The 14,227-nt window shown below is 64.5% G+C and carries 10 protein-coding genes; 7 read left to right on the top strand and 3 right to left on the bottom strand.

The genetic code is table 11. The annotated features are described in order from the left end of the window. Window positions 1-2: 2 nt before the first annotated feature. Both SAJA_RS10125 and SAJA_RS10120 read left to right on the top strand, forming a co-directional pair. On the top strand, window positions 3-1,424 hold the full coding sequence (locus SAJA_RS10125; protein ID WP_245963289.1) for an alpha-hydroxy-acid oxidizing protein: 1,422 nt from the start codon (window positions 3-5) through the stop codon (window positions 1,422-1,424). Continuing rightward, window positions 1,417-1,725, top strand: a complete 309-nt coding sequence (locus SAJA_RS10120) for a DUF3301 domain-containing protein (protein WP_123658558.1) — start codon at window positions 1,417-1,419, stop codon at window positions 1,723-1,725. The genes SAJA_RS10125 and SAJA_RS10120 overlap by 8 nt, the downstream gene beginning before the upstream one ends. Window positions 1,726-1,739: 14 nt before the next feature. Here the strand turns inward: SAJA_RS10120 and SAJA_RS10115 are convergent, their stop codons facing one another. Further along, window positions 1,740-5,756, bottom strand: a complete 4,017-nt coding sequence (locus SAJA_RS10115; RefSeq protein ID WP_184999842.1) for a CheR family methyltransferase — start codon at window positions 5,754-5,756, stop codon at window positions 1,740-1,742. A 139-nt stretch (window positions 5,757-5,895) separates the two neighbouring features. Next, window positions 5,896-6,486, bottom strand: a complete 591-nt coding sequence (locus tag SAJA_RS10110) for a glutathione S-transferase family protein (RefSeq protein WP_123658556.1) — start codon at window positions 6,484-6,486, stop codon at window positions 5,896-5,898. Window positions 6,487-6,611: 125 nt separating this feature from the next. On the opposite strand from SAJA_RS10110, the gene SAJA_RS10105 reads away from it, so the two are divergent. Genes SAJA_RS10105 through SAJA_RS10095 form a run of 3 tightly spaced genes read left to right on the top strand, consistent with a single transcriptional unit; the run spans window position 6,612 to window position 9,824 of the window. Next, window positions 6,612-7,124, top strand: coding sequence for an acyl-CoA thioesterase (locus SAJA_RS10105; protein WP_123658555.1), 513 nt, complete (start codon window positions 6,612-6,614; stop codon window positions 7,122-7,124). Between the two features lie 47 nt (window positions 7,125-7,171). Beyond that, entirely contained in the window at window positions 7,172-8,794 is a 1,623-nt protein-coding gene (locus SAJA_RS10100) for an OpgD/OpgG family glucan biosynthesis protein (RefSeq protein WP_123658554.1), read from the top strand. A gap of 34 nt (window positions 8,795-8,828) precedes the next feature. Beyond that, window positions 8,829-9,824, top strand: coding sequence for an Lnb N-terminal periplasmic domain-containing protein (locus SAJA_RS10095; RefSeq protein ID WP_245963288.1), 996 nt, complete (start codon window positions 8,829-8,831; stop codon window positions 9,822-9,824). A 111-nt stretch (window positions 9,825-9,935) separates the two neighbouring features. Here the strand turns inward: SAJA_RS10095 and SAJA_RS10090 are convergent, their stop codons facing one another. Next, complete coding sequence (locus tag SAJA_RS10090; RefSeq protein ID WP_123658552.1) at window positions 9,936-10,886, bottom strand: IS481 family transposase; 951 nt, start codon at window positions 10,884-10,886, stop codon at window positions 9,936-9,938. A 343-nt stretch (window positions 10,887-11,229) separates the two neighbouring features. On the opposite strand from SAJA_RS10090, the gene SAJA_RS10085 reads away from it, so the two are divergent. Together SAJA_RS10085 and SAJA_RS10080 are read left to right on the top strand one after the other, a co-directional pair. After that, on the top strand, window positions 11,230-13,104 hold the full coding sequence (locus SAJA_RS10085) for a M3 family oligoendopeptidase (RefSeq protein WP_123658551.1): 1,875 nt from the start codon (window positions 11,230-11,232) through the stop codon (window positions 13,102-13,104). 1 nt (window position 13,105) lies between these two features. Next, entirely contained in the window at window positions 13,106-14,215 is a 1,110-nt protein-coding gene (locus SAJA_RS10080; protein WP_123658550.1) for a Gfo/Idh/MocA family protein, read from the top strand. Window positions 14,216-14,227 lie beyond the last annotated feature (12 nt).

The following is a 14,227-nucleotide window of genomic DNA, read 5'->3' as shown; positions in this document are numbered from 1 at the left end:
GCGTGTCACAACCGGCGGCCGCGCGGCGCATCGATTGTCGTATTCAACTGGCCGGCCCCAGGCTCTATGCTCGGGGCAACGCCTTCACCGATGCGCCCATGAGCGATACAAGCCCCAGCCGACGCGGCACCAACAACCGCCAGCAGGCCATCTATACCCAGGGCATGGCCGGGCGCGTGCCGCGGATTCCGCCCGAGCCACGCGCGCTGGCGGCGGCCGCCGCCAAGGCCATGACGCGCGCCGGGCGCGGCTATATCGACGGCGGCGCCGGCACCGAGGCCACGATCGGCGCCAACCGCGCGGCCTTTGACGGCTGGCAGATCGTGCCGCGCATGCTGGCCGATGTCAGCCGGCGTAATACCGGTATCGATCTGTTCGGCCGCCGTCTGGCCCAGCCGTTTCTGCTCTCGCCCATCGGCGTGCTCGATCTGGCCCATCCGAGCGCCGATATCGGCGTGGCCGAAGCCGCGGCCTCGCGCGGCGTGCCGATGATCTTTTCCAACCAGGCCAGCCACCCCATGGAAGCCTGTGCCGACGCCATGGACGCCGTGGCCAAGGATGCCCCGCGCTGGTTTCAGCTTTACTGGCCGAAATCCGATGCGCTGGCCGAATCCCTGGTGGCCCGCGCCGAGGCCTGTGGCTGCGAGGCGCTGGTGGTGACACTCGACACCACGCTGCTGGGCTGGCGGCCACGGGATCTCACCCTGGGCCACCTGCCGTTTCTGCACGGCCGCGGTATCGCCCAGTACACCAGCGACCCGGTCTTTCAGGACCTCATGGCCACGGCCCCCACCGGCGAGCGCCCGCCGATCACATGGGCCACGCTCAAGAACGCCCTGGCCGCGGCACGTCGGTATCCGGGCCCGACCTGGAACGCCATGACCTCGGGCAAGGCGATCGCGGCCGTGCGCCAGTTCATCGCCACGTATTCACGTCCCGATCTGTCCTGGGATGATCTGGCCTGGCTGCGCGAGCGCACGCGTCTGCCGATCCTCCTGAAAGGCGTGCTGGCCCCCGATGACGCCAGGCGCGCCGAGGCCGCCGGCATGGACGGGCTGATCGTGTCCAACCACGGCGGGCGCCAGGTCGACGGCGCCATCGCCTCGCTGGATGCCCTGCCCGCGATTGCGGCGGCCGTGCCGGACATGCCGCTGATACTGGATTCCGGCGTGCGCACGGGCGCGGATATCTTCAAGGCTCTGGCCCTGGGTGCCACGGCCGTGGGCATCGGGCGGCCCTATGCCTGGGCGCTGGCGCTGGGCGGCCGGGCCGGGGTCGCCGAGTGGATCGACAACACCGCTGCCGAGTTCGAGCTCACCATGGCCCTGGCCGGCTGTCGTGATATCGCCGATATAACCGACGGTACGGCACGCCTCACGCGGCGTGGCCCGGTATCTGCGAGCACGGCGGATCCGTATGCTTGAGCTGGCTCCCTGGTTGATCGGCCTGGCCCTGGTCGCCCTCGTATGGTGGTCGGCCATGGGTGCGAAGGCCCGTGCCCGGGCCGCCGCGCGGGCGGCCTGCGAGGACGCCGAGATGCTGTTCATCGACGAGCTGGCCCTGAAACGCCTGCATCTGACCCGTGATGCCCACGGCAAGCGCCGGCTGGCCCGGCGCTATGGCTTTGAGTTCTACCAGCGCGGCGATCGGCGCTATACCGGCACCATCGAAATGCACGGCCAGCGTGTGGCCCGTGTGCACATGGGCCCGCGCCCGGTGGAATGAGCCACCCGGCCCGGCTAGCCGATCGTCTCCGGCGCCGCGCCGACCGGCAGGTCGAGCACGAAACAGGCCCCGCGCTGTAGGCCGGCCTCTGCCCAGAGCTGGCCGCCGTGGTGATCGGCCAGACGCCGGCTGATCGCCAGCCCCAGCCCCATGCCGTTGATCTGGCGGGTATAGAACGACTCGAATATATGCCCCAGCACCTCCTCGGCGATGCCGGGGCCGGTATCGCTGATACGCACGCGAACGCGCGTGGCATCCGGCTGTTGCACGCTGATATCGATACGCCGCTCGGCCTCGGCGTCGCTCAGGGCATCGAGCGCGTTGGTGAGCAGGTTGACGAGAATCTGCTCGATCTCGGCCGAATCGCCGTGCAGCGTGGGCAGATGGGCCGCGGCATCGACGTGCACGAGCACGTTCTGTTTCTGGGCCCGGCGTTCGATCAGCGCCAGGCTGGCGTTGATCAGATCGATCAAGTCGTAGTCGTGCCAGACATCAGTGCCCTGGCCGATCAGCCGACGTGTCTGGGCCACCACGTGATCGGCGCGCCGTGCCTGGTCGTCGATACGCATGGCCATGGCCGGAATATCCTGTTGGCCGTCAGCCGATTGCCGGGCCAGCGTATTGGCATAGTTGCGGATCGCCATGAGGGGCTGGCGCACCTCGTGCGTGAGGCTGCTGACGATCTCGCCGATCATGGCCATGCGTTGCAGATGCACCATACGGCCGTCGTCTTCGTCGAGCGGCGGGCCGGCGTGCCGCGCCTGGGGCGTGTCGAACACGATGAACGCCCCGGCCACCTCGTCGTGCTGCATGTGGGGCACGACGCGCATGATGTAGGTCTGACCGGTTTCGGCGTCGGCCGAGGTCACGCGGGTTTCCACGGTGGTCGTGGCACGCGTGGCCAGCACGGCGTCCAGATAATCCTGGACGTGATACACGCCGAACTCGCCCAACCACTCGGGCCCGTCCCGGTCGGCATCGGGCGCGCCGAACAGCCGCTCGAACGCCCGATTGGCCGAATGCACGCGCCCGGCGCGATCGATACAGGCGGTGGGCAGGCCCACGGCGTTGCGCCATTGCACCAGGGTATCCCGGGCCTGCTCGATATGGGCATCGATGCGTTTGATATCGGTGATATCGCAGTCGATACCGATCCAGGAGGCCTCGTTCAGATCGGTATCGACGACGAGGCTGCCGTAGCTGGCGAACCACCGCTGGCTGTTGTCGCGATGACGAATGCGATATTCGATGCCTTGTTGATGCCGCTCGGACTGGCGTCGTGTCACGTTGTCGAACACCGGGCGATCGGCCGGGTCGATACGCTCGCGCCAGGCCGATAGCGAATTGGGCAGCTGGCCATCGTCATAGCCCAGCAGCGCCTTGAGCCGCGCCGAGATATACATCGTGTCGGGCAGATCGTCGGGGGCCACGCGCATCTCCCACATGCCGCCGTTGATCGCCTTCATCGCCAGATCCAGGCGGTGTTCACTGGCCCGCGAGGCCAGCGAGACCTGTTTCAATTCGGTGATCTCGGCAAACGTGATGACCACGCCGTCGATCTGATCGTTGAGCTTGCGATAAGGCAGGATACGCCGCTGATACCAGCGCCCGGCCGCGGATGGCACCTGGGCCTCGCGCTCGCGCAGGTCAGCCATGACCGCGCGACAGTCCGCGATCAGGTCGGCGTCGCAGAACCGCAGGGTGATATCGGTGATCGGCCGACCGATATCCGATTCGATCAGGTTGAACAGATCCGTGACCGGCGGCGTATAGCGCCGCACGCCAAGCCGCGGGTCAAGAAACAATGTGGCCACGCGCATGCCGGAAAACAGATTGGCCAGATCGTCGTTGGTGTGCTCCAGCTCGGCGACCTTGTCCTCAAGCTCACCGTTGACCGTGACCAGTTCCTCGTTGAGCGATTGCAGCTCTTCCTTGGAGGTCTCCAGCTCTTCGTTGGTGGACTGCAACTCCTCGTTCATCGACAGCAGCTCTTCGTGCGAGCTACGCAGATCGGTGTTCGAGGCTTCCAGCGCCTGGATGGTGGCGGTGAGCTCGTCCTGGGCAGCCGTGAGCTGGGCGCGTAGCGAGGCCTCGGTCGAGCCCTCGTCGTTCGACAGATCATCGTCATCCGCGAGCGAAGTCGGCCTGGCACGGAACGTGATCATGACCAGCGAATTGGCCGCCTCGGCCCAGGAGACCGGCTGCGCCAGGATCGATACGCGATAGGTTTGATCGGCCTCACGCACATCCAGAGTCGTCTCGCGCGGGCTGCGATGCTCGGACACCTGGGTGATCAGCGTCTTCACCGAATAACGATAACGATCACGGATGAGTGCCTCGAGCTCGAACGAGGATTGGCCCAGCGGCAGGCGCAGATAATGCTCGGTGGGCCCGTAGTTGGCTACCAGCGACAGCTGGGCGTCGACGACCACCGTGGCCGGTACGTGCTCGCGCAGCAACAGATCACGCAGCGCGCGCTCGATGCTGGGGCCGGTGTCGTCGCGGCGCGGATCACGCCCCAGGGCAGCGGCCGGGTGTTGCCAGCCCTGTAGTGAGCGCGCCGGCACGCGGCGGTTGTCCGCGGTCTGGCCCAGACGGCGAAACAGACGCAGATCCCCGGCCACGTCTACAAAGCGCCGGTCCTCACCCAGGCTTTCCGAGTCGCCCAGCAACAACAGGCCCGCGCCGGCCAGGGCGAAATGAAAGGTATCGATGAGCTCGCGCTGGGTGCCCGGCTTGAGGTACATCAGCAGGTTGCGGCAGCTGATCATATCCAGACGCGAATACGGCGGATCGGCCACGACGTTGTGCTCGGCGAACACGATGCGCTCACGAAGCGCATGCCGGAACCGATACTGCCCGCGACCGACCGGCTCGAAGTAACGCGCCAGCTGTGATTCGGAAAGTTGCTCGGCGATGCTGGCCGGGTATACGCCACGTCGGGCGATATCGATCGCCCGGGCATCGATATCGCTGGCAAAGATCGTGAACGCCGGCGCCATCTCACGGGCAGCGAACAGTTCGGCCAGCGCGATCGCGATGGAATACGCCTCTTCCCCGGTGGCACAGCCGGGCACCCAGATACGCAGCGGTGCCTCGTCGTGGCGCTCGGCCAGCAGGTGCGTCTCGATGGCCTCGGCCAGCTGGGCATAGCCCCGGTCATAGCGAAAGAACGCGGTCACGCTGATCAGAAAATCCTGGACAAGACGGGCGCGCTCATCGGCGTTGTCGGCCAGGCGCTGAATATAATCGGCCGGCACCTGGACACCGGCGATGGCCATGCGCCGATCGATACGGCGCTTGAGCATGCTGGGCTTGTAGGAATAGATATGCATGTCGCGCGCGGACTCGGCCAGCAGATCCAGCACCTGGGTGAGCTGTTGATCATCGATGGCCTCCGCTCGCGAGACAAATGAGGGGGAGCCTGCCGGCGCCGCGACCGCCTCGGCCGGGGGCTTGCAGTATGTGGCCAGACGCTCTGACAGCGCGTCGATGTCGGCCACAACATCGATATCGACCTGCTGGCGGGCGGCATCCGGCATGCCGGAATAGTCGGCCGTATCGGGGTCTTGCACCAGCGTCATGCCGCCGGCCCGGCCGATCGCAGCCAGCCCGTGGGCCCCGTCGCGGCCCGAACCCGATAACAGTACACCGATACAGCGCGCGCCATAGACGTCGGCCGCCTGCTCGAACAGATGATCGACGATCGAGGGCGGCCCGGCGATATCGGCCGGTGTGACCACGAACCGCCCGGCCTCGATCCCCACGCGCTGTCCGGCGGGTGCAACGAACACACGCTCACCGCGAACAGGCATGCCGTCGGTGATCAACGCGACCTCGAGCGCGCTGTCTTCGGTCAGCAGTTCGGGCAGCTGCGTGGCGTGCGTATCCGGCAGATGCTGGATGACCACCACGGCGATGTTCGTGTTCGCCGCCAGCCCGCGCAGCAGTTGGCGCATCGGAGTGAGTCCGCCGGCCGAGGCGCCGACGACGACGCATGCGCGCAGCGCCTGCGAGATAGGTTCATTCATGCAGATGGCTCGTTCAATGCAGCCGAGACGACAGATACCGGGCCCGGCACCGGCCACAGTCAGGCCGACAGCCCGTGTCTGCAAGCTCTCGCATGGCCGCAAATGCCCGGGTCGACGCCCGGGCCGCGGCGAGCGTCGCTCACATCGGCGGCGGCGTGGTGTCGTGCGGGTCGGTTTGCCTGACCATCGGCTGGTCAGCATGGCGCGCGCACACCTCGGCCAGCTTGGTATAGCCGGAAACATCCACCAGGCCGCGGGCATCAACCCATTCGACCAGGCTGACCAGGCACATCGCCGGGAAATGCCATTCGTCGAAAAGACCGGTCGCCGCCTCGGTGTCCAGCCAATCCAGGCATTCGGCGATACGCTCGTGCTGGAGGCGGAAATACATCGTCTCCGAGTTGTCGGTCTCCAGCCCGGAGACCTGCGACAGGCGCAGCACCACCACCGCATCATTGGCCCCGTCGATCACGCTGATGGCGTTCTCGTCGTGCCAGAGGAGCGGCTTGAGGTCATATTTATCGGCCAGATACCGATAGATCACGCGCGACTCGAACAGCGTGTGGCCATCGTCAAGCAGGGTCGGGATTTTCAAAACCGGGTTGTGCGCCTTGAGTTTGTCGCGATCCTGTTTGTAGATATTCATTTCGGTGAATCGATAATCGCGTTCGCCCAGCAGCAAACGAATACGACGGACATAAGGCGAACCGGCAGAGCCGAGTAGTTCCATGACGGATCAGGCATTGAATCGAATGCCGTCGAGTCTATCCGCCCGACCTTGTCATTGCGAGATGACACTGCGGCGCTCGTTGTAGACTCCATCTTCGACACGCCCCGATAAGACCGATACCGCCCATGACCGACCGCCCCGCCGACGACCACGCCATCACTCTGCGTTTTCTGGCCGAACCCACCGATGTGAACTTCGGCGGCAACGTTTTCGGGGGTAACGTCATGAAATGGATCGACCACGCCGGCTATACCTGTGCCGCGAACTGGTCACACAGCTACTGCGTGACGGTCTATGTCGGCGGCATCCGGTTCCTGCGCCCGATCCGCGTGGGTGATCTGGTCGAGCTCAAGGCCGAGGTGATGCATACCGGTAAGACCAGCATGCATATTTCGGTCTCGGTCTATGCCCGCGACCCCAAGACCGACGATGCCCGATTCACGACCCATTGCATCCTGGTGTTCGTGGCCATGGATGCCGAAGGCAACCCGCGGCCCGTGCCGACCTATACGCCGGCCGATGCGCACGCCAAACGTTTGAACACCTATGCCCGCAAGATGATCGAATTACGCCAGAACATGCAGGATGAAGCCCGGGTGTTTCTTGACGATCTGGAAGTTGGCGACCACGCCGGCTGACCCCGCGCTGTTCTGTTTCGCCCTATGGCGTTCAACCGAGACCACTTATGCAACGACGCACGCTCTTGAAAGCCTCGATGGCGCTCACCGCACTCGGCCTGCCGGCGTTTCCCGCCTGGTCAGCGCCCGGCGAGGCCAAAACGCCGGACGAGGCGTTCTCCATGGCCGGGCTCAAGCAGCGCGCACAGCAGCTGGCCGCCTCGCCCTACAAGTCGAACAAGAACAATCTGCCCGAACAGCTGGCACAGCTTGACCCGCTGGATTACCAGAAGATCAAGTTCCACAAGGATCACGGCCTCTGGGCCGGCGAAGCCCCCATCGATCTGCGGGTGTATTTCTTTCATACCGGCATGCACTTCAACACGCCGGTTCGCATGCACGTCATCGATGATGACGGCATGGCCCGGCCGATCCGGTTCTCGCCCGATATGTTCGATTACGCCGACAGCGGCGTTGATGCGACTTCGCTGTCGGAAAAACGGCTGGGCTTTGCCGGCTTTCGCATGGCGGTGACCGAGCGCCCCGGCCATACGCCCGAGCTGCTGTCATTTCTCGGCGCCAGCTATTTTCGCGCGGTCGATGAAAACCGTCAGTACGGGCTCTCGGCGCGTGGCCTGGCGATCGATACCGGGCTGCCCAAGGCCGAGGAATTTCCGGATTTCACCGCCTTCTGGTTCGAACGTCCGGCCCCGGACTCGACCACGCTGACGGTTTATGCCCTGCTCGACTCGCCCAGCGCCACCGGCGCCTACAAGTTCGTTATCGATGCGGGGGCCGAGCACGGCGTGGTCATGGATATCGACTCGCATATCTATACCCGGGCCGCCATCGAGCGGCTGGGTATCGGGCCGATGACCAGCATGTTCCTCAAGGGCACGGCCCAACCCACCGCGCGCGATACGATCAGCCCGCGCATGCACGATTCCGACCGGCTGAACCTCTGGCGTGGCAACGGCGAATGGATCTGTCGCCCGCTCTACAACCCGGCCAAATTGCAGTTCAACACCTTTGCCGACGACAACCCGCGAGGTTTCGGGCTGGTGCAGCACGATCACGATTTTGACGACTATCGTGATTCGGTCACCTGGTACAACCGCCGGCCCAGCCTGTGGCTGGAGCCCACCAACGACTGGGGGGCAGGCCACGTGGCGCTCATGGAGCTGCCGACACTCGGCGAGACGGTCGACAATATCGTGGCCTTCTGGATTCCCGAGGCCCCGGTCACGGCAAACGATCATCTGCACTTCGCCTACAAGCTGTACTGGACGCCCACGCCGCCGGTCTCCCCCAGCCTGGCCGAGGTGGATGCGACCTGGTCGGGCATGGGCGGCACACGAGAAGGCTGGATCCCCGGCGATCGCAACCCGGACGGCTATGCACGGCGTTTTGCCGTGGATTTCGTCGGCCCTGATCTGGCCACGCTGGCCAAGAACGAAGCCACCGATCGGCTGGCCGTGGATGTGAGTGCTTCCAACGGATCGATCAGCTATCGCGCGATCCATCCGCTGGCCGAAATCGGCGGCGTGCGCGCGGTCTTTGACTGGACGCCGGGCAACCAGGACACCACCCCGGTCACGCTGCGGGCCTATCTCAAGGAAGGCGACGACGCACGCTCGGTGACCTGGCTGTATCAGTTCCTGCCCCCCGAGCCGGCCGATCGTCATTATTGATACGGCCGGGCTGATCGCCCCTGTCCTGCGCGGGTTGGCCGGCCTGCTCGTGGTCGTCGTGGCCGGCTACGGCGCCGGCGCGCTGGTCTTTCGCGGCCCGCGCCGGACCGGGCTGGCCTGGGGGCTGGTCGGCGCCTGGATCACCCTGGCCGTACTGGCTCTGGCCGGCCTCTGGCGTGCGAGCTGGCTGGCGCCGTTTGTCTTCTCCCTGGCGGGGCTGGGTTTTCTCATGTGGTGGGCGCGCGTGCTGCCCCGCAGCGATCGCGACTGGGCAGCCGACGTAGCGCGCGTGTTTCACGTGGAGCATGCCGGCTCGCGCGTCACGATTCATAACGTCCGCGACTTCGACTGGCGCACGCGCGAGGACTTCACCGAGCGCTGGGTCTCACGCGATTATGATATCGACACGGCCTGTCGCATCGATCTGGTGCTGTCTTACTGGGCCGGGCCGCATATCGCGCACGCGCTGGTCAGCTTCGGCTTCACCGACGGGCGCCATCTGTGTTTCTCGGTCGAGGTCCGGCGCGTGGCCGGCGGCCAGTTCTCCGCGCTTGGCGGGCTGTTTCGTCAATGCGAGCGGGTGGTCATCGCCGCCGAAGAGCGCGATATCGTGCGCACGCGGGCCAACGTGCGTGGCGAGCGGGTCTATCTGTATCGCGTGGCCATGCCGACAGACGACATACGCGCCCTGTTGCGCGCGTATCTAGCCACCGGCCAAGCCCTGGCCGAGCAGCCGCGCTTCTACAACACGCTGACCGCCAATTGCACCACGCTGATCTATGACATGGTCGCCCCGATCGTACCCGGCGTGCCGTGGAACTGGCGCCTGCTCGTGCCCGGGCATCTACCGGCGTATCTCTACCGGCTGAACGCGTTGGCAAGCGATTTGCATCTGGCAGAGATCACGAAAGACGGGCAGATCAACGCCGCGGCCCGCGCCTGGGATCAGGCCGAGCCGGCAGCGCGACCGTCTTTTTCTATCGCCATCCGCGAGGATATGCCGGTGCCGCGCGACGAACGTGTCGCGTAGTCTTGCGACAGGGCTCTGCGCAAGAAAAAATGAGACTGGCTCACCGGCGTCCAGAAAAGAATTTTGTCCGCAAATGAACGCCAAGACACGCGAACAAGACAAACAAAGGGCCTAGGTGTTTAGTCCCGGCATTTGATGGATCGGATTGACATTGAATCTCTGCGGCTCGTTTGTCCAGCATTGGCTGATATGTTCATAAGGGGTGAGGCCACGTAGCGTCTTCAGACGCCGGGCGAAGTTGTAGGCGTCAATAAAGTCGGCCAAATGCTGGCGAAGCTGGCTGTGCGTTTCGTAGTAGAAGCGCTTGACGGTGGCTTCTTTGATGGTCCGATTCATGCGTTCGACCTGGCCGTTGGTCCAAGGGTGCTTGACTTTGGTTAGCCGATGTTCGATGGCGTTTTCCCGACAAACTCGATCGAAAATATGCTCTGACGCATAGCGATCCTGTGGGCGATTCGTGAACTGGATCCCGTTGTCCGTGAGAATCGTGTGAATGATATAGGGCACGGCGGCCACGAGGTGACGCAAGAACTGGGCGGCGCCCCTCTTGCCGGCTTTCTCGTGGAGTTCGGCATAAGCAAACTTCGAGGTCCGATCAATGGCGACAAAGAGATAGAGCTTGCCCTCGGCCGTACGTAGTTCGGCGATGTCGACGTGAAAATAGCCGATCGGATAGGCTTTGAACTTACGTTTCGCGGGCTTGTCGCCTTCCACATCGGGCAAACGGCTGATGCCGTGGCGGGCCAGACAGCGATGTAACGACGAGCGGGTCAAATGCGGCAGGGTCGGCTGCAAGGCGTAAAGACAGTCGTCTAACGGCAATAGCGTATGCCGTCGAAAGGCCACGATCATGGCCTCGTCTTCGACTGACAGAACAGTCGACTTCGGATGCCTCGGCCCCGTTTTTAAATCGACCGTGGCCGTCCGGTTTTTCCACTTCGCGACGGTCTTTTGATTGATGCCGTAGCGCTTCGAAAGCGCTCTCAGGCTCTCTTGACTATTTTGTATTGCTCGACGGACTGCCGCTGTCGTTGTGGCGCTGCCGTGTAAAACCTGGCCCATAGTGCATCCCTCCATTCCTGGGAAAATAATGCACCATCAAAGTCCGGGATCAAACACCTGGCGCATCACTGAAAATGTCTGTAAGCGTTTGACTCACTCTCGTCGATAAGCAGGACAGCGCTTGATCGCCGAGTCGTCTTTACCCGTAACAATGACGCCCCAGATATCCAGCCTTTCGAGCAATCTGCGTCATCTGCGCAATCTGCGGATTATTTTCTTTCCGCGCATTTGTAAATGAACGCGAGTAAACACAAACAAGGCAGGAGAGAGATACGTCGGGCGTGGATGGAAAAGGTTTGTCAGCACTCGGCTGAACCGGGTACATAGTCAAGGGGGATAACGCATGCCGATCACTAAATACGGGCTTACGGCCGCGCTGGTCGCTGCCGCGCTGACCACCCTACCGATGACCTCGGCCGTGGCCGCGCCTGAAGCCGCGCCGGCGCCCGGGCACTGGGTGCTTACCGATCTGTATGCCTCGCCCAGCGCCTGGCAGGCAGCGTTCGGCCAGACTCAGGACGCCATCAAGGCCCTGCCCGAGTTGGCCGATACGCTGACCGATGACCCGGCCACGCTCGCCGACGGGCTGGCCCGGATAGACGACGTCCACAAGCGCCTGGCCCGCGTGGCGACGTATGCGCATCTGGCCGCGGATATCGATCTACGCGCGGCCGATGCCCAGGAGCGCCGCGGGCGTGTCGATCGCCTACAGGCGGATTTCGGCCAGGCTACTGGCTTCGTCGAGCCGGCCCTCGTTGGCCTCGGCGCGGATACGCTCAAAGAATGGGCGGCCAAGCCGGTACTGGCCGAGCAGGCCTATTATCTGCGACACGTCGCCGACCAGGCCCCGCACACGCTGACGCGCGAGACCGAGTCGGCCCTGGCTGCCCTGTCGCCGATCGCCGGCCAATCGGATACCTTCGATCTGCTGTCCAACGCCGATATCGCCTGGCCCAGCGTGACCCTGGGCGGCGAATCACGAACGCTCGATCAAGCGGCCTATACCCAGTGGCGGGCCGACCCCGACCGGGCGACAAGGCAAAAAGTCTTCGAGGCGTTCTGGTCGACCTATAACCAGTATGAGGACACGTTTGGCTCGCTTTTGAACCAAGCCGTCTATGGTCATGTGATCGATGCGCGCCTGCACCACTACGATAGCGCGCTGGCCGCGGCCCTGGCGGCCAACGATATTCCGGTGGCGGTCTATCATCAGCTCATCGACTCGGTCGATGGCCATCTGGACACGCTCCATCGCTATCTGAAACTGCAGGCGCGCCTGCTCGGCGTGGACCAGCTGCATTACTACGATATCTATCCGCCGCTGGTCGCCGCGCCGCGTGAATTCAACCTGAGTGACGCCAAAACCCTGCTCGAACAAGCCACTCGTCCGTTGGGCACGGCCTACACCCGGCACATCACGGCCGCCACGAGCGCACCCTGGACAAGCGCGTACCCGGCGCCTGGCAAACGCCCCGGTGCCTACATGAACGGCTCGGCCTATGACGTACACCCGTATGTGCTCATGAACTTCCAGGGCGACTACGAAAGTGTCTCGACCTATGCCCATGAATGGGGCCACGGCGTGCACTCGATGCTGGCCAATGCGGCCCAGCCCTATGCCACGGCCGACTACCCGATCTTCACCGCCGAGGTGGCCTCGACCACCAACGAGGCCCTGCTCATCGATCACATGATCGACAACGCGGATACACGCCAGGAAAAACTCTTTTATATCGGCCAGGCCCTGGAATCCCTGCGGGGCACCTTCTTTCGCCAGGCCCAGTTCGCCGAATTCGAGCTGGCCCTGCACGAAGCGGCCGAGGCCGGCAAGAGCCTGTCGGGCAAGCGCATCAGCGCCCTATACAAAGAGATTCTCGATCGTTACTACGGCGTGGCCGACGGGATGACGGCCATCGACAAGCGCATGGCCATCGAGTGGGCCTATGTGCCGCATTTCTATTACAACTTCTATGTTTATCAGTATGCGACGTCGATCGCGGCGGGTGAGTATTTCGCCAGCCGTATCCTGGCCGGCGACACCGACGTGCGCGATGCCTATCTGGCCGCTCTGTCGGCCGGCGGCTCGGCCTCGGGCTACGACATATTGAAGAACGCCGGCGTGGATCTGGCCACCGCCGCCCCCTACAACCAACTGATCCAGCGCATGAACGAACTGATGGATCAGGCCGAAGACCTGCTGGACAAGCGCCAAGGCTGACATGACTGACTTCAGAATCGCCCTGCTCGGCTACGGCACCGCCGGCGCTGTCTTCCACGCGCCGCTGATCGCGGCCACGCCGGGCCTGGCACTGGCGGCCATCGTCACGCGCAGTCAGGCCGGGGCGGCCCACGCGGCTTACCCCGAGGCCGCGATCATCGATTCTGCCGAGTCGCTCTGGGCACGGGCTGATGGGTTCGACGCCGTGGTCATCGCAACCCCCAACGCCACGCATGGGTCTCTGGCCCATGCCGCCATCGATGCCGGCCTGGCGGTGATCATCGACAAGCCCATGGCCGCACACGTGGCCGAGGCCGATGACCTGATGGCCGCAGCCCGGGCCGCCGGCGTGGCGCTGACGGTGTTCCACAACCGTCGCTGGGACAGCGATTTCCTGACCGTGGCCGATCTGATCGACCGCGGCTTGCTGGGTGACGTGCGCCGCTTTGAATCCCGCTTCGAGCGCTGGCGGCCCGAGGCCAAGCCGGGCTGGAAGCGCGATACGGACCGCGCGGCGGCCGGCGGTATTCTCTTTGATCTGGGCAGTCATCTCATCGACCAGGCGCTGGCATTGTTCGGCCCGGTCGCAAACGTCACCGCCGAGCTGCTCCCCCGCTATGACGCTACCGGCGTGGACGACGATACGTTCGTGGCACTTGAACATACGGGCGGCGTACGCTCGCATCTCTGGATGAGCAGCGTGGCCCCGCTGCCGGCGCCGCGCCTGCGGGTCATCGGCGCCCGGGCCGGCTATGAGAAATACGGCATGGACCCGCAAGAGAACGCGCTGCGGGCCGGGTATTCGCCCGCCGCCGCCGACTGGGGCCATGATCCGATCGACGGCCGCCTGGGCGCGGGCGACGCGATCACCGCCCACGCCACATGCGACGGCGACTACGGCGCCTTCTATCGCGGCGTGCGCGATGCGCTGGCCGGCCGTGCGCCGATGCCGGTCGCCCCCGAGGCCGCCCGCGAGGTGCTGCGCGTGATCGAGGCCGCTCGAATCGCCCACGCCGAGCGGCGCGTTGTGCAACTAGGGCCTGTTGCCGTTTCATGCGAGTCCGCGCCAAGCGCTCCATGTTGTGACTATGGGCGGCAAGACGAGGCGTAGCCCACTTAGCGT

This window comes from Salinisphaera japonica YTM-1 (assembly GCF_003788585.1).
GTDB lineage: Bacteria > Pseudomonadota > Gammaproteobacteria > Nevskiales > Salinisphaeraceae > Salinisphaera > Salinisphaera japonica.
This window is presented reverse-complemented; position numbering and strand designations above follow the sequence as displayed.